At 70.5% G+C, this 20,186-nt stretch carries 15 protein-coding genes; 7 read left to right on the top strand and 8 right to left on the bottom strand.

The annotated features are described in order from the left end of the window. Nucleotides 1-41: 41 nt before the first annotated feature. A complete protein-coding gene (locus tag QM774_RS12190) occupies nucleotides 42-1,730 on the bottom strand; it encodes a VanW family protein (RefSeq protein WP_414976125.1) in 1,689 nt (562 codons plus the stop codon). A gap of 187 nt (nucleotides 1,731-1,917) precedes the next feature. After that, nucleotides 1,918-3,225 (bottom strand): acetyl-CoA C-acetyltransferase, encoded by a 1,308-nt coding sequence (locus QM774_RS12185; RefSeq protein WP_414976124.1) that lies wholly within the window; start codon nucleotides 3,223-3,225, stop codon nucleotides 1,918-1,920. A gap of 111 nt (nucleotides 3,226-3,336) precedes the next feature. On the opposite strand from QM774_RS12185, the gene QM774_RS12180 reads away from it, so the two are divergent. Continuing rightward, a complete protein-coding gene (locus QM774_RS12180) occupies nucleotides 3,337-4,698 on the top strand; it encodes a 3-oxoacyl-ACP reductase (protein WP_414976123.1) in 1,362 nt (453 codons plus the stop codon). Then, a complete protein-coding gene (locus QM774_RS12175; protein WP_414976122.1) occupies nucleotides 4,698-5,618 on the top strand; it encodes a MaoC family dehydratase in 921 nt (306 codons plus the stop codon). Before QM774_RS12180 ends, QM774_RS12175 begins: the two co-directional genes overlap by 1 nt. 143 nt (nucleotides 5,619-5,761) lie before the next feature. Here QM774_RS12175 and QM774_RS12170 read toward each other — a convergent pair whose 3' ends face one another. Then, nucleotides 5,762-6,367 carry a TetR/AcrR family transcriptional regulator gene (locus tag QM774_RS12170; RefSeq protein WP_414976121.1) on the bottom strand — a complete coding sequence of 202 codons (606 nt, stop codon included), beginning with the start codon at nucleotides 6,365-6,367 and terminating at the stop codon, nucleotides 5,762-5,764. A gap of 24 nt (nucleotides 6,368-6,391) precedes the next feature. Continuing rightward, nucleotides 6,392-7,567, bottom strand: coding sequence for a glycoside hydrolase family 3 N-terminal domain-containing protein (locus tag QM774_RS12165; RefSeq protein WP_414976120.1), 1,176 nt, complete (start codon nucleotides 7,565-7,567; stop codon nucleotides 6,392-6,394). Between the two features lie 23 nt (nucleotides 7,568-7,590). Between QM774_RS12165 and QM774_RS12160 the strand changes: the two genes are divergently transcribed. From QM774_RS12160 to QM774_RS12150, 3 genes are read left to right on the top strand one after another with little or no spacing between them, the layout of a single operon-like run. Continuing rightward, entirely contained in the window at nucleotides 7,591-7,791 is a 201-nt protein-coding gene (locus QM774_RS12160) for a DUF2613 family protein (RefSeq protein WP_414976119.1), read from the top strand. Beyond that, nucleotides 7,721-12,085 carry an alpha-(1->3)-arabinofuranosyltransferase family protein gene (locus QM774_RS12155; protein ID WP_414976118.1) on the top strand — a complete coding sequence of 1,455 codons (4,365 nt, stop codon included), beginning with the start codon at nucleotides 7,721-7,723 and terminating at the stop codon, nucleotides 12,083-12,085. The genes QM774_RS12160 and QM774_RS12155 overlap by 71 nt, the downstream gene beginning before the upstream one ends. Next, entirely contained in the window at nucleotides 12,040-12,432 is a 393-nt protein-coding gene (locus tag QM774_RS12150) for a hypothetical protein (protein WP_414976117.1), read from the top strand. Before QM774_RS12155 ends, QM774_RS12150 begins: the two co-directional genes overlap by 46 nt. On the opposite strand, the gene QM774_RS12145 is transcribed toward QM774_RS12150, so the two are convergent. The 3 genes from QM774_RS12145 to QM774_RS12135 form a co-directional block, all read right to left on the bottom strand. Next, complete coding sequence (locus tag QM774_RS12145; RefSeq protein ID WP_414976116.1) at nucleotides 12,399-13,595, bottom strand: acyltransferase family protein; 1,197 nt, start codon at nucleotides 13,593-13,595, stop codon at nucleotides 12,399-12,401. The genes QM774_RS12150 and QM774_RS12145 overlap by 34 nt on opposite strands. A gap of 239 nt (nucleotides 13,596-13,834) precedes the next feature. Next, nucleotides 13,835-14,887: a DUF3068 domain-containing protein gene (locus QM774_RS12140; protein ID WP_414976115.1), complete on the bottom strand. Its 1,053-nt coding sequence runs from the start codon at nucleotides 14,885-14,887 to the stop codon at nucleotides 13,835-13,837. A gap of 181 nt (nucleotides 14,888-15,068) precedes the next feature. Continuing rightward, complete coding sequence (locus QM774_RS12135) at nucleotides 15,069-16,349, bottom strand: polysaccharide biosynthesis protein (RefSeq protein ID WP_414976114.1); 1,281 nt, start codon at nucleotides 16,347-16,349, stop codon at nucleotides 15,069-15,071. Nucleotides 16,350-16,427: 78 nt separating this feature from the next. On the opposite strand from QM774_RS12135, the gene QM774_RS12130 reads away from it, so the two are divergent. Together QM774_RS12130 and QM774_RS12125 are read left to right on the top strand one after the other, a co-directional pair. After that, complete coding sequence (locus tag QM774_RS12130) at nucleotides 16,428-17,345, top strand: HpcH/HpaI aldolase/citrate lyase family protein (RefSeq protein WP_414976113.1); 918 nt, start codon at nucleotides 16,428-16,430, stop codon at nucleotides 17,343-17,345. 11 nt (nucleotides 17,346-17,356) lie between these two features. Next, the gene (locus QM774_RS12125; protein WP_414976112.1) at nucleotides 17,357-19,111 is read left to right on the top strand and encodes a hypothetical protein; all 1,755 of its coding nucleotides are present in this window, start codon (nucleotides 17,357-17,359) and stop codon (nucleotides 19,109-19,111) included. Here QM774_RS12125 and QM774_RS12120 read toward each other — a convergent pair. After that, a complete protein-coding gene (locus QM774_RS12120; RefSeq protein ID WP_414976111.1) occupies nucleotides 19,003-20,175 on the bottom strand; it encodes a glycosyltransferase family 4 protein in 1,173 nt (390 codons plus the stop codon). The two genes, QM774_RS12125 and QM774_RS12120, sit on opposite strands and share 109 nt — an antisense overlap. Between the last annotated feature and the right edge of the window lie 11 nt (nucleotides 20,176-20,186).

Genomic DNA, 20,186 nt, shown 5'->3' with positions numbered 1-20,186 from the left:
GCGCGCGCTCGGTCCGCGCCGGATCCGCGGCGCCTCGCCCGTCAGCGGCAGCGGACGATGGGCTCCGGGTTGTACTTCACGGTGCGCGTCTCGCGGGACAGTTCCTTGCCGGTGCGGTGGCTGCGCACGATCCGGGTGTTCGACGTGGTGAAACCCTGCGCGCCGTTCTCCGGAATGCAGTTGTCGCCGGCCGGCAGCGTGATCGGCTGCGGCTGCGTGTAGTCGTACCGATCACCGGTGATCGACTCGACGTCGAACACCTTGGTGCTCCACATGCGGACGGTGATCGACGACGGCGTCCACTCGGTCTCGATGAGGATGCCGTAGTCGGTGTTGTTGCGGAACTGCAGGTCGATGAGGCCCTCGAACACCGTCGCCTCGCGCGCCTCCGGATAGCGGGAGATGTAGTAGTCGTGCTCGGTGTGGGTCACGTCCTCCAGGCCCGCGAAGTACGACGCGTTGTACAGCGTGGTCGCGAACTGGGAGATGCCGCCGCCGACCGCCTTCGAGGCGTGACCGTGGTCGATGATCGTCGACGTGACGTAGCCCTGCGCGGTGCCGCGCGGCTCGGTGTAGCCGTTCAGCGAGAAGGTCTCGCCGGGCAGGACCACGGCGCCGTCCGTGGCCTCGGCGACGATGCGGATGTTCTCGCCGGACGGGCCGCTGAAGTCGCCGGTGGTGAACTCGGACACCACTTCCTTCACGCCCAGCTTCTTGGCCTTCGCGGTGGTCAGTTTCGGCTTGAGCGCCTTGTATGCGGTGTCGGCGTTCCGGTCCCGGTCGCGCACCGAGGCGGCGGCGATCGCGGCGCCGGTGGCCGTCTTGTCGAGCTTCGCGCCGTCCCGTGACGGCACGACACTCGGGGAACCGCCCGCCATCGAGAACGACGCGTTGACCGGGGCCGCCTCCGTGGCGACCAGCTTCTCGCCGAGCGTCTTGGCCAGCGCCCGCTGGGCGACGTTGGGGCGCAAGCCGCCCTTGCCGTCGGGCACGAACGTCACCATGTCGCCGAGCTGGTCGGGGGTGACGGTCAGGGGATCGCCGTGCGTGGTGAGCTTCACCGGCTGCGCGACGACCTGCTTGGCGGGACCGTTGACGGTCTTGTCGACCGTCTCGGCCGACACGCTCGGATTGAACGACTCCATCGGCAGTCCGATCGGCTTGCCGTACAGCCATTGGGAGACGACGGTCTTCTTCGCGGCTTTACGGTCGATCCGGCGGCCGGCGGCCGGCAGTTCGGGAACGGGGGTGCGGCCGTTGAAGTGGACGCCGCCCTCCACGGCCGCGCGCTCGAGGGTGCCGCGCTGGGCGTCGAGCTCCTCGTTGAACTTCGTGTCGTCGATCTTCACCACGGGCAGCACCTTGTGGTGCATGCCGAACAGGGCACCGAGCCTGGCCCACGGGGTCCGCGGCTGATGCTGGAGGCGTCTGAGGGTGGCGTCGGCGTCGAACGTCATGCCGAGAGCGTGCGGATCGACGGTCACCTTGCCGGATTCGGTCTGCAGGATCACCGGCCCGGCGGCCGCGACCTGCAGCGCATTGATCTCGGTCTTCGCCTGCTCGGGGGACAGGCCACCCAGATCGAACTCGGCGATCTGGGCACCGCGGGCGGTCTTGCCGTGAGTGACCGTCAGATCGACCGCGATGACGAGCGCAACGACCAGGACCGCGGCGAGCAGGAAGCGCGCGGTCCACGCGGTGTTCCGGCGGCCGGAGTCGGGTGTGGTCACAACACGTCAGATACTAGAGGAAAGCGACAAAATGAAAGCTCCGACCGAACTGCCGGGTCGGGGGTCAGGCAGTTCAGCCGGAGCTATCACGTATGTCGTCACGGCGAACAGAAGCGTTACACCGCGGCGAAAACTTTCTTCCGAAGGCTCCCTCGCACGCTCCTTGAGCTTGTCGAAAGGAGCCGCGTCAGCCTTCGATGATCGCGGTGACGCCCTGGCCGCCGGCCGCACAGATGGAGACCAACGCGCGCCCGCCGCTGTTCTCGTTGATCATCTTGGCGGCCTGCGCGACGATGCGGCCGCCGGTGGCGGCGAACGGGTGGCCGGCCGCCAGCGACGAGCCGTACACGTTCAGCTTGCTGCGGTCGATGGCGCCGAGCGGCTTGTCCAGGCCGAGGCGGTCCTTGCAGTACTCGGGCGACTCCCACGCGGCCAGGGTGGCCAGAACCACCGACGCGAAGGCCTCGTGGATCTCGTAGAAGTCGAAGTCCTGCAGGGTGAGGCCGTTGCGCTTGAGCAGACGCGGCACCGCGTAGGTGGGGGCCATCAGCAGGCCGTCCGGGCCGTTGACGTAGTCGACGGCGGCGGTCTCGGTGTCCACCAGGTAGGCCATCACCGGGAGGTTCTTCTCCTTGGCCCACTCGTCGCTGGACAGCAGGACGGTGGAGGCGCCGTCGGTGAGCGGCGTCGAGTTGCCGGCGGTCATGGTGGCGTCGCCGAGGGAGACGCCGAAGACCGGCTTGAGGGTCGACAGCTTCTCGACCGAGCTGCCCGGACGCAGGTTCTCGTCGCGGGTCAGGCCCTGGAAGGGGGTGATGAGGTCGTCGAAGAAGCCTGCGTCGTAGGCCTTCGCCATGTTCTGGTGGCTGGCGGCGGCCAGGGCGTCCTGGTCGGCGCGCGAGATGCCGAACTCCTTGGCGGTGATGGCGGCGTGCTCACCCATGGACAGGCCGGTGCGCGGCTCGCCGTTCTGCGGGATCTCGATGCCCAGCTTGGGGACCAGCGCCAGGGCGGCTTTGATCATTTCCGGGGTGCTCTTGGCGCGGTTGACCTCGAGCATCTGGCGACGCATGTCCTCGGAGACGCCGATCGGGGCGTCGGAGGTGGTGTCGACGCCGCCGCCGATGCCGGCCTCGTAGCGGCCGCGGGCGATGCCGTCGCCGACAGCGGTGATGGCCTGCAGGCCGGTGCCGCACGCCTGCTGGACGTCGAAGGCCGGGGTGTACGGCGACAGCGAGGTGCCCAGGACCGACTCACGCATGAGGTTGAAGTCGCGCGAGTGCTTGAGGACGGCGCCGCCGGCGACCATGCCGAGTTCTTCACCCTGCAGGTTGAAGCGGCTGATCAGACCCTGGAGCGCAGCGGTCATCATCTCCTGGTTGCTCGCCTTGGCGTAGGCCTTGTCCTGGCGCGCGAACGGGATGCGGTTGCCGCCGAGGATGGCGACGGGGCGCTGCTGCTTGGTCTTCGGCTTCTTGGGGGTGTACGGGGCCACGGGGGTTCTCCTGATGGGTCGGGCGTCGATCGAAGTCGGTCGCGCGTTGCGTCGATCTTACTATCGAGTAAGTTTAGTAGTCGAACCCCTCACTACACAAAGGAGTCTGTCGTGGCAGGCAACAACGATCTGTACTCGTCTCTGGTCAACTCCGGCCCCGGCGCGTTCTTCGCGAGCAAGGTCGGACTCCCCCAGCCGCCGCACCTGCGTCGCTACAAGGCCTCCGAGCCGCCGCTGGGCGGCCCGGTCCTAATCGGCGGCGCCGGCCGTCTGGTCGAGCCGGTCCGGGAGATCCTGACCGCCGCCGGCGAGTACGACCTGGTCACCAACAACACCAGCGGCCGCAGCGCCGACAAGCTGGGTGCCGCCGTCTTCGATGCCACCGGCATCACCGACGTCGCCGAGCTCGAGCAGCTGTTCCAGTTCTTCACCCCGATCATGCGGTCGTTCGGCAACTCGGCCCGCATCGTCGTACTCGGCACCACTCCGGAGCTGTGCACCAAGGTCGACGAGCAGGTCGCCCAGCGCGCTCTGGAAGGCTTCACCCGTTCGGTCGCCAAGGAGCTGCGTGACGGCGCGACCGCCCAGCTCGTCTACGTGTCGCCGAAGGCCCCGACCGGCGTCAGCGGCCTCGAGTCGACGCTGCGCTTCCTGCTGTCGGGCAAGTCGGCCTACGTCGACGCCCAGGTGATCCGCGTCGGCACCGAGGACGCCGCCAAGGTCGCCGACTGGCGCAAGCCGCTCGACGGCAAGGTCGCGCTGGTCACCGGTGCCGCCCGCGGTATCGGCGCCACCATCGCCGAGGTTCTGGCCCGCGACGGCGCCCACGTCATCTGCGCTGACATCCCGGCCGCCGGTGAGGCCCTGAGCGAGACCGCCAACAAGGTGTCCGGCACCGCGCTGCCGCTGGACGTCACCGACAAGGACGCGGCCGCCAAGGTCGCCGAGCACGTGCTGGAGCGTCACGGCGGTCTGGACATCATCGTCAACAACGCCGGCATCACCCGCGACAAGCTGCTCGCCAACATGGACGACGGCCGCTGGAACTCGGTGATCTCGGTGAACCTGAAGGCCCCGCAGGATCTGGTCAACGGCCTGGTCGCCAAGAAGGCGCTGCGCGCCGGCGGCGCCGTCATCGACGTCTCGTCGATCGCCGGTATCGCCGGTAACCGCGGCCAGACCAACTACGGCGCCTCGAAGGCCGGCGTCATCGGCCTGGTGAACGCCTACGCGCCGAAGCTGGCCAAGAGCGGCATCACCATCAACGCTGTCGCCCCGGGCTTCATCGAGACCGCGATGACCGCGGCCATCCCCCTCGCGACCCGTGAGGCCGGCCGCCGCATGAACGCGATGATGCAGGGCGGCCAGACCGTCGACGTCGCTGAGACGGTCGCCTACTTCGCCAACCCGGCCAGCAACGCGGTCACCGGCAACATCGTCCGCGTCTGCGGCCAGAGTCTGCTGGGGGCCTGATGGCCAAGACCGTCACCCTGAGCCACGCGCCGTCCCCGGCGACGCTGTATCCGAAGGCCGTCGGCGCCATGCTGCCGGTGATCGGGAAGCCCGCCAAGGTTTCGCCGAGCGCGACGGTGCCCGACACCGTCTACCGCCTGGAGAACGTGCGCGCCGATCAGGACAAACTGCAGGAGTACTGCCGCACCACCGGCTGCCAGTACGGGGCGACGCTGCCGCTGAACTACCTGTTCGTGCTGCAGTTCCCTCTGGCCATGGAGCTGATGGTCGATCCGGCGTTCCCGTTCGGGGCGGTCGGTTCGGTGCACTTCGAGAACAAGATCGAGCGCCTGCGCGAGATCGGATCCGATGAACCGCTGACCATCGAGACCCACGCGGAGAATCTGCGTGAACATCGCAAGGGTCTGCTGATCGACGTCATCTCGGAGTTCCGGGTGGGTCGTGAACTGGTGGCCGTGCAGACGGGCACCTTCCTGAAGCAGCAGCGCACGAGCCTGTCCGACGAGGAGCGCGGTCCGGCCCCGGTGGCCAAGACCCCGCCCCCGCCGGATCGTGTGGTGTCGGTGAACCTGCACCTGATCCGCGAGTATGCGGCCGCATCCGGTGACCGGAATCCGATCCACATGGCGAACCTGTCGGCGAAGGCGTTCGGTTTCCCGAAGGCCATCGCGCACGGCATGTGGACGGCGGCGACCGCAGTGGCGAACATCGAGGCGCAGCTGCCCGGCGGTGTCGTCTACTCGGTGCGCTTCGGCACGCCGATCCTGCTCCCGGCCAAGGTCAACCTCTACACGGAGAGGACCGAGGCCGATGGGCCTGCTCGCTCCGCTCCCGGCGCCCGCGACGGTTTCGCCGTCTCGGTGCTCGACCGGAAGAAGGGGTTCCCCCACTTGACGGGAACGCTGACCCCGCGCGCCTGACGCGTCGAGAGTCGAGAATCCCCGGTGACCCACGCGGTCGCCGGGGATTTCTCGTCCCCAGCGCCGACATGTCCGGCGTCGGTTGCCGTACGCCACTGCCACCGGATGACCGCTACGTACCGCAGTCGAGGTGAACGCGTCGCCTACGCCTCTTCGAGATGTCCGACGCCGGTGAGGGCGCGCCAGACGATGCCCAGCAGCACGTCGGTGGCGGCATCCAGGGAGATGTCGCCTTCGGAGATGCGGTCGGCGACGGCCTCGGCAGCACCCACCAGGGCGACGGCCGTCAGCTCGAAGTCGGTGTCCGAGATGCCGTCGACGGTGGTACCCCGGCGGATCAGCTCGGTGATCATCTCGGTGATCTGACTGCGGGCGCGGGTCACCACCTCGGTGAAGTCGGAGGTGCTGCTCGCCACGCGGTAGAGGACCCGCCACGACTTGGCGTTCTCGTAGACGTAGCGCAGGAACTCGCGGATCACGATGCGCGCCTGGTCACGCTGGCGCAGTGCCGGGTCGAAGCCGGCCGACATGGCGTCCATGAAGCGGCCGCGCTCACGGTCGACGCACGCCATGAACAGTTCGTCCTTGGAGCCGTAGTAGAGGTACAGCATCGGCTTGGAGATCTCGGCACGGGCCGCGATCGCGTCCATCGAGGTGTCCGAATAGCCGGTGTCGGAGAACTCCTCCACGGCGGCATCGAGCATCTGCTGCTCGCGGACCGCGCGGGGCAGTCGTTTCGTTCCGGCCATTCCCTTAACTTACCATCCGGTAAGTTAACCGCACTTCACGACGCCCTTGGCCTTGAGGATCCGGATCACCGAACGATCGACCGACGCCTCGTGCAGATCACCGTTCTTGACCGCCGCCTCCAGCGCGTCGAGCACCTGCGGCACCTGCGCCGTGGTCTGCCACAGCGCGATGTCCGCACCCGCCCGGAACGCCCGGACCACAGCCTGATCGATCGAATACTTGTCGGTGATCGCCTTCATGCCCGACAGATCGTCGGTGAACACGACGCCGTCGAACGGCGGGCCGCCGTACGGCTGACCGCTGCGCAGCATGCCGATCGCCTTCGCGCTCATGCTGGCCGGGGTGTCGCCGACCGTCAGACCCGGCACGTTCAGATGACCGACCATGACCGCCGCATTGCCCGGATCGGCCAGCAGAGTCTTGTACGGCACCAGGTCGCTCTTCTCCAGCTGGTCGAGCGGCGGAGTGGTCACCGCGCCGGTGTGCGAATCACCGGAACCGTGGCCGTGGCCCGGGAAGTGCTTGAACACCGGCTGCACACCCGCGTCCTCGAGACCCTTCGCGACGGCCTGCGCGTACTCGGCGACCACCTTCGGGTCGTTCGAGAACGACCGGTCGCCGATCACCTCGTCGTCCGGCTCGTCGGAGACGTCGGCATCCGGCGCGAAATCGGTCGTCACACCGAGTGCACGCATCTTCTCGCCCGCGGCCTTCGCCTGAGCACGCGCCTGCTCCGGGGTGGTACCCGACGCGACCAGTGAGCGCGCCGACGGCATGTCGACACCGAACGACGAGAGGCGAGCCACCCGGCCGCCCTCCTGATCGACGGTCACCATCAACGGAGTCTTGCCGGCCTTCGACACCGCGGTCATCGCGCCGTCGGCGAGCGCCGACGGATCGGTCCAGCTGCCGTAGAAGACGCCGCCGATCTGTTCGGACTGCACCGCCTGCCGCGCATCCGCCGCATCGGTGATCCCCACGACCAGACGCTGCGCCAGCTTCTGCCGCAGAGTCATCGCCGCCACCTGCTCGGTGCCGCACGGCGGCGGAGGCGGCGTGGTGGAGGTCGACGACGACGCCGGAGCAGCCGGCGACGACGAGGCGGCGGTCGGCTGATCGTCGCTCGAACAGCCCACGACCAGCGTGGTGACGGTCACGAGCGCAGCCGCCGACAGCGCGGCGCGAAAAGGAAAGGCCATGGCCGAATGGTAGCTTGGTCTGCATGCAGCGCTCTCGACTGATCTCCGCAGCGGCAGCCGCCGTCGCCGGAATCGCGGTCGGCTTCGGCGCCATCTTCCTGGGCGGCACGCTCGCGTCGCAGACCAAGCCCTCCACCGATGTGAACAGTTTCGATGCCAAGAACGGCTTCGTCAAAGGCTCCGTCGAGTACGGCTCGCGCGGCGGAGCCGGCAACGCCCAGTAGCGACACCCACGACCCCACCGGTCGCATCCTGGCGCGCCGGGACATCGGCGTCGTCGCCGTCGTCGCGCTCGTCTTCTCCGTGCTGCAGGCCCCCGGCCGCATCTCCCCGGACACCAAACTCGACCTGACCGCCGACCCGATCGGCTTCCTCGCCCGCGCCGCACACCTGTGGGCGCCGGACGCGCCGATGGGCCAGGTGCAGAACCAGGCGTACGGCTACTTCTTTCCGCACGGCGCATTCTTCGCCGCCGGCCAGCTACTGCATCTGCCCGGCTGGATCACCGAACGCCTGTGGTGGGCACTGCTGCTGACCGTCGGCTTCGTCGGTCTCGTGCGGCTCGCCGAAGTGCTGCGCGTCGGATCGTTCGCGTCCCGGCTCGTCGCCGGCGCCGCGTTCGTCCTAGCACCCCGCGTCCTGACCACCCTGGGCACCATCTCGTCGGAGACGCTGCCCATGATGCTGGCGCCCTGGGTGCTGGTCCCGATGATCCGCGCCGTCGACCGGGCGGCACCGACCCGGCCGCTCTGGCAGCTGGGCCTGCGCGCCGCCGTGCCCGTCGCCCTCATGGGTGCGGTCAACGCCGTCGCCACCCTCGCCGCCGCCGGGGTCGCCGCCGCCTGGTGGCTGTACGGGGTGATCGGCGCGCGCGGACCCTGGCTGCGCCGTCGCCTGGTGTTCGGCGCCTGGTGGGCCGCCGGCCTGCTGCTCGCCTGCCTGTGGTGGCTGGTACCGCTGCTGATCCTGTCCCGGGTGTCGCCGCCGTTCCTCGACTTCATCGAATCGTCCCGCGTCACCACCGAATGGACTTCGCTCACCGAAGTGCTGCGCGGCACCGACTCGTGGACGCCGTTCGTGTCCACCGAGCGGGCCGCCGGCGCCGTCCTGGTCAGTGAACCCGCCGCCGTCCTGGCGACCGGAGTGCTGGCCGCCGCCGGACTGGCCGGGCTCGCGATGTCACAGATGCCGTTCCGCCGGCGTCTCGTCGCGATCGTCGTGACCGGACTGCTACTGATCTGCCTCGGCTACCCCGGCACCCTCGGCTCGCCGATCGCCGAACCGGTGCGCGTCTTCCTCGACGCCGCCGGCGCCCCGCTGCGCAACGTGCACAAGTTCGACCCGCTCATCCGCATCCCGATCGTGCTGGGCGTGGCCCACCTGCTGGCGCGCGTGCAGCTCCGACCGGTCGGGGCCGTCGCGCATCGTGGGTTCGCCGCCGCCCTGGTCGTGGTCGTGGCGGTCATCGGCTCGGGCACGCTCGCCTGGACCGGAGGCATCGCCCCACCGGGCAGCTACACCGCCGTCCCCGATCATTGGAAACAGGCCGCCGACTGGCTGGCCGACCAGGAGAAGGACTCGGCGACCCCCAGCCGGGCCCTCGTGGTGCCCGGCGCACCGTTCGCCGACCAGCTGTGGGGCCTGACCCGCGACGAACCGTTGCAGTCCCTCGGCCGCACGCCGTGGGCCGTCCGCGACGCCATCCCGCTCACGCCGCCCGGCACCATCCGCGCCCTCGACGCCGTCCAACGCGACCTCGCCGCCGGTCGCGGATCACCCGGACTCGCCTCGGTGCTGGCCGGGCAGGGCATCGGCTATCTGGTGCTCCGCGCCGACCTCGACCCCACCACCAGTCGTTCCGCCCGCCCGCTGCTGGTGGCGCAGGCCCTCGCCGACTCACCCGGCATCGACGCGGTCACCACGTTCGGCCCGCCGACCGCGCCACCCGCCGCGAAGGGCTTCGTCACCGACAACGGGCTGCGGCCGGCGCTCCCCGCCATCACCGTCTACCGGGTCACCGCTCCCGGCGCCGATGACACCCGGCCCGCTCGCTCCGCTCCCGGCGCCGACACCGGTCCCCGCCTGACCGACGTCGACGCCATGCCGCGGATCGCCGGCGGCCCGGAAGCCGTCGCCGCCGTCCAGAACGACCGGCTGCACACCGGCCGTCCGCCCCTCGGGCCGACCCTCCTCGAAGCCGACGCCCGGCGCGCCGGACTCCCCGCCGCGAGCACCGTCGTCACCGACACACCCGTCGACCGGGAGACCGACTTCGGTCGCGTCGACGACCACTCGTCGGCCATCCGTTCCCCCGACGATCCCCGGCTCACCAAGAACACCGCCGCCGACTACCCGGTCGACGGACAGCCTCTCGTCGAGGCGCAGTGGCTGCTCGACGGACAACCCGGTCAGGTCCGGGTGACCAGCACCGGCTCGGCCGCCGACGCCACCCAGGCCGGTCAGACCTCGCCGGCCGCGTCCGCTGCCGCCGCCTTCGACGGCGACCCCCACACCGCCTGGGTGAGCCGCGACCTGCAGTCCGCGGTCGGCGAATCGATGACCGTCGAGTTCACCGCACCGCGCCGCGACCTGGCCGTCACCCTCACCACCGCGAAAGCGATCGGGCCGGACGTCACCTCCATCCTGTTGACCACGGACGCGGGCAGCACCGTCGCGCAGAACATCGAACCGGGTGTCCCCACCCGCGTCGTCCTGCCGTCCGGATCCACCCGGCACGTCGAGATCCGCGCCATCCGTACCGCCGACGGCTCCGCCGGCGACCAGTTCGCGCTCACCGAAGTCCAGCTGACCGACGCCGCCACCGGCGCGGCCCTGCCGATCCGGCAGGCCACTCGGTTGCCTGCACGCGATCCGGCGGACGGGACCGTCAGCGAATGGGTCCTGCACAACGAACTGGGCGCACGACCCCAATGCGTCGACGGCCCCGACGGCCGCGTCCTATGCGCTGCCGCTCTCGGCCTGGACCCGGAGACCCCCGGCGTCTTCACCCGCACACTGTCCGTGCCGAACGCGGCCACCGTCGACCCGACCGTGATCCTGCGGCCGGCTCCCGGCGGGGCACTCACCGACCTGCTGACGGTGCCCGGCCGGATCCGCGCCGAAGGACCGTCGGCGGTCGCCGATGTCCGCGGCAGCGCGGCCGCAGCCGTCGACGGCGACCCGGACACCACCTGGACCGCACCCGAGCCCACCGGCCGCAAGGCATCGCGCCCGACCTTGACGCTGCACCTGCCCGCTGCCACCGACGTGGGCGCCCTGCGCATCCACGCGCCCCGCGACTACCCGGCCCGCCCGACCTCCGTGATCGTCGACCTCGGCACCGGGCCGCAGCGCCGCACCGTCGGCGCCGACGGCCTCGTCACCCTCACCCCCGCGACCACGTCGACCGTCACCGTCCGCATCGCCGACACCACCGACCTTCTCGACACCAACGACCTCGGCTTCACCACCCGCGCCCCCGCCGGCATCAGCGAACTCGACGTGTTGCACCCGGACGGCAGCGTCGCCGTGCCGAACACCCCCGACGACCCCGCCCGCCCGATCACCCTCACGTGCGACAGCGACCCCGCGGGCCCCCTCGGTCTCGGCCTCACCGCCGCCGGCCGTCTGATCCGGCTCCAGGCGCACACCACTGCCGGCGACCTGCGCGCCGGACATCCGATCGTCGCCACCCCGTGCGGCGCCCCCCTCCAACTGCCCGCCGGCTCCCAGGAGATCGCCGTCAACCCGGGTGAAGCGTTCACCGTCGATACCGTCTCACTGCCGACGTCGGTTCCCGCGCCCGTCGACGCGCCGACCGGGTCGGTACCGACCCGGCGGTGGGATGCCGAACACCGGAGCCTCGACGTGGCCGCCACCGACCACGACCGCGTGCTGTCGGTCCCGGAGAGCACCAACCCCGGATGGACGGCGCTGCTGGACGCGCGGACTCTCCACCCGGTCACCGTCGACGGCTGGCAGCAGGGCTGGGTGATCCCGGCCGGGGTCGGCGGCACCGTGCACCTGGACTACGCCTTCGACGGCCTGTACCGCTGGTCGCTGGTGATCGGCCTGGCGCTGGTCGCGGTGCTTCTGGTCCTGGCCTCCCTGCCGGCCCGGCGCGGCGCCCCGGCACTGCCCGCACCGATGCCCGCCGACCGCACCGCCGTCGTCGCAGGCACGATCGGAGGCATCGCGGCGGCCTGGCTGCTGTGCGGCTGGTGGGGTCTGGCGATCGGGGCGGTCGCCGCCGCGGCCACCACCCGTCTCGGCCGCACCGCACGCGTCACCACCGTGTTCGGCGCGATGTTCGTCGCGACCCTGTTCCTGGCATCGGGACCCTGGCATTCGGGCGGCGACTATGCCGGATATGCCCTGTGGCCGCAGCTGTTCGCGCTCACCGGACTCGCCGTTCTGGCTGCATCGACCCTGATTCCGCTGCGTCCGGGCGACGAATCGGCCACCATGGATCCATGTCGCGAATCCGAAACGTCCTCGTCACCGGAGTCATCGGCCTGACGGCCGCCGCCGCAGTCAGTGCGCCGGCCCAGGCCGCACCGCAGGGTCACGTCAACCCCGGGCACATCATCTTCGGCACCCAGTTCGGCACCGGCTGCCGCTACGTCGCGAACGTCGCGGTCAACGCCTCGGGCACCGTCACGTTCTGGGACTGGAAGGGCAAGGGCTACAAGCCGCTGTACGTCGGCAAGGACTATCCGCGCGGAGGCGTCGCCGCCGTCAACTGGATTCCCCGCCGCGAAGGCATCCGCCACCTCTACGCCGTCCAGAACGGCCAGAAGTCGAAGATCACCAACGTCCGGGTCACCCGCGGCTACGGCGGCGGCTGGACCTGCATCGCCTTCTGACGCGCCTCGAAGCGCGCCAGCCACTCGCGGCACGGCTCCTCCACGAACGCATAGCTGGCCGCGGCCACACCGACCGTGACGATCGCGGTCAGCATCCAGACGGTCACCGTGTGACCGTCGAACGCCTGGATGCCGAACAGACCGAACACACACGTCAGCACCGCGACGTGCCAGATGAAGATGCCGTACGACCATCGGCCCAGCGCGGCCATCGGCGGCGAGGTCAGAAACCCGAACCGGCCGTCGGCGCACACCAGCGGCGCGAGGATCGCATAGGCGGCGATCGCACCGAGCAGCATCTTGACCGCGTACTGCGTGTTGCCCACATCGCCCAGGCCGGTCGGCCCGGCCAGCGGAGTGCACGCCGCCCCGTAGGCGACGACGAACACCACGAACATCAGCCGACGGTCCGCCGACAGGGCCAGGGTCCGGCGCACCGCCGTCGAACGGGCGTGGCCGAGTTCGGCAGTGGCCGTGAGTTCGGCGAGAACCAGCCCGGCCAGAAACCACGGCAGATGCCCGAACACCCAGTTCTTGCCTTCCACCCCGTCCGGGAGGCCGACCGCCCCGATCAGCCACGCCCAGCCGAGACTGAGCGCCCCGGCCCCGAGCAGCAGCGGGATCCGGAACCGTGACCGGTCCCCGCGCAGCCGCAGCAGCGCGTACCCGATCAGCGGCAGCAGCAGATAGAACGCCACCTCCACCGACAGACTCCACATCTGGGTGAGCCCGGACGCCAAAGTCAACGGAACGAACACCTGGGTGAGCGTCAGATTCGCCAGCCAGACCGTCGCGGACGCCCCGCGCGCCTGCGGCAGCAGCAGCAACACCACCACGACCACCACCAGGTACGCCGGCCAGATCCGCACGACGCGATGCCGGAGGTAGCGGGGCACGTTCGGTGCCGACAGCGCCTCGTGCCGGGCGGCCGCCGCGTACGGACGCCACAGCAGAAACCCGGACAACGCGAAGAAGAGAGCGACCGCCAGATCGAGACGACCCAGGATCGGACCGAGCACCGGCCACTGCACCGCCCGCGTCTGGAAGGCGACGTGCGTGGTGAGGACTCCGAGCGCGGCGACGGCGCGCATCCCCTCCAGTTGCGGAAAGAAGCGCCGATAGGCCGGCAGTGCCGGAGCGTCGATGACGCGCGTGCTGGTCATGCTGCAGGCCAGGATAGTGGCACCGCTCCTCGACTCGCCGCCACTCACCTACCCGCCGGTTGAGCCGGGAACAGCATCTACCGCTGGTTGAGCCGCGACCAGCATCTGCCATTGGTTGAGCCGGAACCAGTACGTACCGCCGGTTGAGCCGGGACCGAGCCGCTAGGCGAGGACCCGTGTCGAAACCCCCGAATGCTCACGGGGCTCCTTTCGACAGGCTCAAGGAGCGTTCAACAAGCTCAAGGAGCGTTGGGGCCGGACGCCCGGGTGGACGAACGCCGCAGGGCTGCCACGCCCAACACCAGCAGGATCAGGCCGACCACGCCGCCGACGATCGGGGCGATCCGGGTCCACATCGACACCGGCCAGGCCCGGCTCGACGCGGCTTCGGAGGCCTCGCGGATCGTCTCCTGATCGGTGTCGAGCGTGGTCTTGAGATTCGTCAGCGCGAACGCCGCCAGTTCGGGGGAGCGGGCCGCGACGTCCGGTGCGAACCGGTACTCCTCGGTGATGTCCGACTGCTCGGCCACCAGCACCCCGCTCACTTCGTCGACGAAGAACTCGTGGTGCGAATGCCGATGCAGGGTGGCGGTGAGCTGCTCGGCCGGGTCGACGCCGGGAAAGTCCCCGAACCATGACGCCGGCTTCTGGATCACCGCGTACGGATCCTGCTGCACGGCGTGCAGGTCGGCGTCGGGAACGTCCGCCGAGAACCGCACGACGTCGCGCCCGCCCATGGTCTCGGTGCCCTCGGCCTTCATCAGCACCGATTGGCGGGTCGCCGGATCGAAGTACGACGCCCCGCTGCGATCAAAGCCGTACGGCAGAACGTAGGTGTAGCCGTGGCGGTCGGTGACGGGGATCGCGGCACGCTTGTCGTCGTACTGGATCTCCGACTCCCCGCCGGGCAGGGCGGTGCGGCGGTCCAGGGTCACCCGATCGAGGGTGGCGTTGAGCGTCTCCTCCTCGCACTGCGGCTTGTCGACGCGCAAGGCGGTGCCGGCCTGCAGGGTGATCGTCGACCCGTCGGACGGCTGCACGGTGAGGATCCGGCGGTCCTGGTGAACGGTGCCGGTGGTGACGGCGGCCCGATCGCGGTCCAGGGAGCACCGGTCCAGAAGCTGGGTGCCGTCCGCGCCGTCCGCCGTCCACGACTGATCGGTCGAGAGGGGCAGTTTGCGGGCCTGGCCGCCGAGCACCGGGCCGACGGCCAGGGCCGCCGCCAGGAGCAGCGCCCCGAAGAAGATCAGGGCAGGGCCGAGGAGGTCGCGCCCGGTGGCTCGCGTGGACATGGGCTGACTGTATCCGGCGGGAGGCTCCTTGCGGCCCCAACGCTCCTTGAGCTTGTCGAAACGCTCCGGGAGCTTCGGACGCTCCTTGAGCTTGCCGAACGCTCCTTGAGCTTGTCGAAAGGAGTCCCGTGAGCATTGGGGGGTTTCGACACGGGTCCTCGCCTAGCGGCTCGGTCCCGGCTCAACCAGCGGTAGGTGCAGCACCCGGCTCAACCGACGGGCCGGCGGCGGCGCTGCGGCCCCACAGTGCGGTCAGCACGACGGCGGCGGCGGCGCAACCGGCGGCGATCAGCACCAGGGACAGCACCGAATGCGCGACCGTCAGAATCAGTGCGGTCTCGATGAGCAGCACCCCCAGCGCCGGGATCGCGCCGCGGGCCCGGTCGCGGGCGACCGCGGCGAGCAGCAGCAGCTGCAGCAGCGAGAGCAGCGCGCCGGTGAGCGCGAACAGCCAGATCAGGCCGGCCACCGGCCGGTAGTCCTCGGACACGATCGCCGGAACCAGCGGCCCGGCGACGGCCGCGGCAGCGGTCACGACCGCTCCGATCACGGCGAGCACGCGGGCCGCCGCGCCGAGAGCCCGCCGGCTGGTGATCGGGTCGGCGAGCCGCGGATACACGACGACGCCCACCGCCTGCGGCAACCAGAACGCCGCCTTCGTGGCGACGGCGCCGAGCGCATACGTACCGGCCGCCGACGCGTCGAGCACGGTCCGCGACAACAGCAGGTCAAGTGACACGGCGACGATGATGACCAGTTGCACCCCGGAGGCGAACAGCACCGTCTGCACCCCCACCCCGCCTCTCGCCGGATTCCTTTCGACTTGCGACGGCACGAAGTCGAAGGGCTCAAGAAGCGTTCGGGGCTCAAGGCGCGTCGGAGTCGCGAGGAGCCCCACCCCGACGGCCGCGACGACGGTACCGGCGGTCCCCGCGGCGAGCGCCGCACCCGCGCCGCCGCCGGTCAGCACCGTCACGATCACCGGCGCACTGCGCAGGACGCCGACGGCGGCGAGGACGACGCCGAGCAGCCCGAAACGGCCGGCGCCCTGGAGAAGACCCTGGGCACCGGACACGACGACGAGGGGGCCGGCCGCGGCGGTCGCGGCGAACGTCGACGTCACGGAGGTCCCGGCGAGTGCGGCAAGGAACGGCGCCGCCACGATCGAGAGCGCGGTCACGATCAGCGCGACCGTCGTGATCAGCCGCCACAGGGCGGCGCGGCTCGCGCCGAGGACCGTTTCGCGGGCCACCACGTTCTGCAAGGCGAGCGCCGGCACCGCGATCACCAGCAGCGCAGCGAGCAGAACGGAGAACTCGCCGTACCCTTCGGGGCCGAGTTCCCGGCTGGCCGGCCACTGCACCAGGTAGGCGAGCGCGTTGGCGACGAGCGATCCGGCGGTCACCACACCGAGCGATCGGACGACGCCGGTGCGCTGCGCCGCGGTCGCCGGTTCGGTCATGGCAACAGTCTGCCCTAGACTGCTTGTCGCAGCGTTTGCGGCATTTTCACCGACGAGAAGAGCAGGCACACCGAGTCGATGTACGACACCGAACCCTTCACCGAAGTCGATCCCACCGAGGCCGGATCCCGTATCGATCCGGTACTCGCGCGGAGCTGGCTCCTGGTCAACGGTGCGCAGGCCGATCGGTTCGAGGCCGCGTCCCGGTCCCGCGCCGACATCGTCGTGTTCGACATCGAGGACGCCGTCGCGCCCAAGGACAAGGATTCGGCCCGGCAGAACGTGGTCGACTGGATGGGCCAGGGCCACTCCGACTGGGTCCGCATCAACGGTTTCGGCACCCCCTGGTGGGCCGCCGACATCGACGCGCTCGCGAAGACCTCGGTCGGCGGCATCATGCTGGCGATGGTCGAATCGGTGGACCACATCACCGAGACCGCGCGCCGCCTGCCGGACGTGCCGATCGTGGCGCTCGTCGAGACCGCCCGCGGTCTGGAACGCATCAACGAGATCGCCGCCACCAAGGGCACCTTCCGTCTGGCGTTCGGTATCGGCGACTTCCGCCGCGACACCGGCTTCGGCGAGAACCCGATGACCCTGGCGTACGCGCGGTCACGCTTCACGATCGCCGCGAAGGCGTCGAACCTGCCGTCGGCGATCGACGGCCCGACGGTCGGTTCCAGTGCCCTCAAGCTCAGCGAGGCCACCGCAGTCAGTGCCGAGTTCGGCATGACCGGCAAGATCTGCCTGACCCCGGATCAGTGCGCCATGGTGAACGAGGGCCTCTCCCCGTCGCAGGACGAGATCAGCTGGGCGCGCGAGTTCTTCGCCGAGTTCCAGGCCGACGGCGGCGAGATCCGCAACGGCTCGGACCTGCCGCGTATCGCCCGCGCCACGAAGATCCTGGATCTGGCCCGCGCCTACAGCATCGTCCCGCGCGACGACGACGAGGACGCCGACCACCGCATGCCACCGTCGGACACATTCCACCACTGATGCTGTACGCGGTGAGCGCACTGCTGTCAGCAGTGGTGTGCTTTCCGTTGTTCGGCGGGTATCTGCTGCACCGCGACGCGGTCGCCACCCCCACCTCGCCGTTGACGGCGGCCGCTTTCGGTATCGACGGCGCACCGCCCCGCGCGGTGCCGCAGGACGGTGCGGTGGCGGTGGCCTCCCACGTGGTGGACGGCGGAGTCCTGGTCGCCGCGGTCATCGCGCTCTCGCTGTTCGCTGCCGGTGTGGGCTACGGCCGGCTCGCGCGGCGTCTGGTTCCCGGCGCAGGAAACGCGGGCGCTGTCGCCGCGGCCGTCGTGGCGATCTGGAATCCGTACGTCGCGGAGCGTCTGCTGCAGGGTCATTGGAGTCTGCTCACCGGCTATGCGGCGCTCGGCTGGATCGTCCTCTCGGTGCTGAGTCTGCGGGAGGATCCGGGGTGGCGACGGTGGGCCGGGCTCACCGGTCTGTTCGCCGTCGCCGGCTTGACCCCCACCGGTTCACTCCTTGCACTGGCGGTGGCGGTGGCCGCGTGGGTTTCGACACGGACTCCTTCGTCGTCCGGCTCAACCATCGAAGGGACCCACTCCCCGTCCGGCCCAACCACCGGAGGGACTCGCTCCCACACGGCGGTTGAGCCGGGTCGACGACGGAGCGCAGCGACGACGACGCCCCGCGTCGAAACCAGCACCCTCCTCGTCCCCGTTCTCTGGCTTCTGACCGCGAGCCCCTGGCTCGTGGGCGCGGCGGTGGCCGACTCGACGACCACAGGTTCCGGGAGCGGACTGTTCGCCGCCCGCGCCGAACCGGGACTCGGCACGTTCGGGTCGGTGCTGGGGCTCGGCGGCATCTGGAACGCCGCCGCCGTACCGGTGAGCCGCACGTCGGGGTGGGCGGCCGTGGCGACCGGCTGCCTGCTGCTGGTGGTCGTGGGCGGCACCGTCGTCGTGATCCGTCAGCGGCGTGAACTCGACCGCGTGGTCGGTGCGCTGGCGGTCCTGGCCGCGGTCACGATCGTCGCCGTCACCCTCCTCGCGACGACCCCCGGAGACCATCTGATCGACGCCCTCACCGGCTACCTGCCCGGCGCCGGTCTGGTCCGCGACACCACGAAGTATCTCGCGCTGGCGGTGCCGTTCTATGCGATCGCCGCGGCCGCCGCGGTGAGCGCGGTGCGCCGGTGGCTGCCGGCCGCGGTGGGCACGGTCGCCGTCGCACTGCTGGTGGCGGCCCCGCTCCCGGACCTCGCCTGGGGGGTCGGCGGCGGCCTGCGTGCCGTCGACTATCCGGCCGCCTACGCCCGGGTGGCGGCCCTGATCGGGCATTCCGACCGGGCGGTCGCCGTGATCCCGTCCACCCTGATGCGCGACTACCGCTGGAACGACGGCCCGTCGCTGTCGCCGCTGCCGCGGATGATCGATGCGCCTGTGATCCTGGACGGTTCGCTGATCGTCGACTGTGTCCGGGTGGACGCGCCGACCGGTCGCGCACGGCAGGTGATCGACGCGGTGGACGACGGCGCCGACCCCGCGCGCCTGGCGGTGTTGGGCGTGGGATGGGTGGTGACCGAGACCCGTGACGGTGTCAGCGTCGCACCGATCGACGGCGCACCGCCGTATCCGTCACCGGCGACCGGTGCCTGGATCGCGGCCGGAACGGCTCACGGGATCTGGCTGGCCGCGCTTCTCGCCGGGCTGGCGTCCGCAGTGGCCGGATTCACCTCGCGCAGGACGCGGGCGAAGTCGTCGGCCGTCGACGGCCACGAGTAGCCGGCGGCCCGATCCCGTGCGGCGCGGCCGAGTGCGGCGGCGCGCGCCGGATCGGCCAGGAGCGCCGCAGTGGATGCGACCAGACCGTCCAGGTCGTCGACCAGCACGCCGGTGGTGCCGTCGACGATCGAGTCGGTGAGACCGGCCGAACTCCGGTAGCCGAGAGTCGGCACGCCGTGCTGGGCAGCCTCGATGACGGCCAGCCCCCACCCCTCTTTGCGCGACGGCATCAGGTGCAGGTCGGCGCCGGCGAGGAGTTCGTGTTTGCGCCGGTCGTCGACGTGGCCGTGGAAGACGACGTGGCCGGTCAGTCCGAGCCGGCCGGTCAAGGCGATCAGGTCGGACGCCCACCATCCGTCGCCGACCACGTCGAGGTGGACGTCGGTGCCGCCCGCGCGCAGCCGCTGCACCACCTGGAGGGCGTGCTCGATCTGCTTGTGCGGCACCAGCCGGGACACGACGATCAACCGGGCGGGCCCGCCGTCGCCGATCTCCGGAGCGGCGATCGGCGGTACCGGGTCGATGCCGCCGCGGACCACGTCGATCCGGGCACGATCCACCCCCAGTCCGACGAGTTCGGCGGCCGACGGCTCGGACACCGTGATGTAGCGGTTGCGGCGGTGGATCAGCGGCGACAGTCGCGACTCGGTGAACCAACCGATCTTCGCCAGTACCGGTCCGGCGACCGGCCACTGCTCGCGGTGACAGTGATGGACCAGCACCACGGTCGGCGCCCCGGCGACGAGTCGCGCGAAGAAGGGGACACCGTTCTGGGTGTCGACCACCACGTCCGGCCGGTATCCGGCGAGACGGCCGAGGCGCAGGCGCGCGGCCAGCAGGGTGAGCAGTGCGCGCGGGTACACCGAGAGCCGGCCGCCGGCCCGCAGCACCCGGATGCCGTCCCGTCGTTCGTCCCGCCCCGCACCCGGATAGTGGGCGGTCAGCAGGGTCACCGAGGCGCCCCGCGCGGCGAGTTCGGCACCCACCCGCTCCAGGTAGCGCTCACTGCCGCCACCCTGCGGGTGGTCGGTGTCGCGCCAGCACAGAAGCAGGACTTCGTTCATCGGTTCCAGGG

The organism is Gordonia sp. (in: high G+C Gram-positive bacteria) (assembly GCF_047600565.1).
Taxonomy (GTDB): Bacteria; Actinomycetota; Actinomycetes; order Mycobacteriales; family Mycobacteriaceae; genus Gordonia.
Note: the sequence above shows the minus strand (reverse complement) of the source record. Positions and strands in the feature narration are given on the sequence as shown.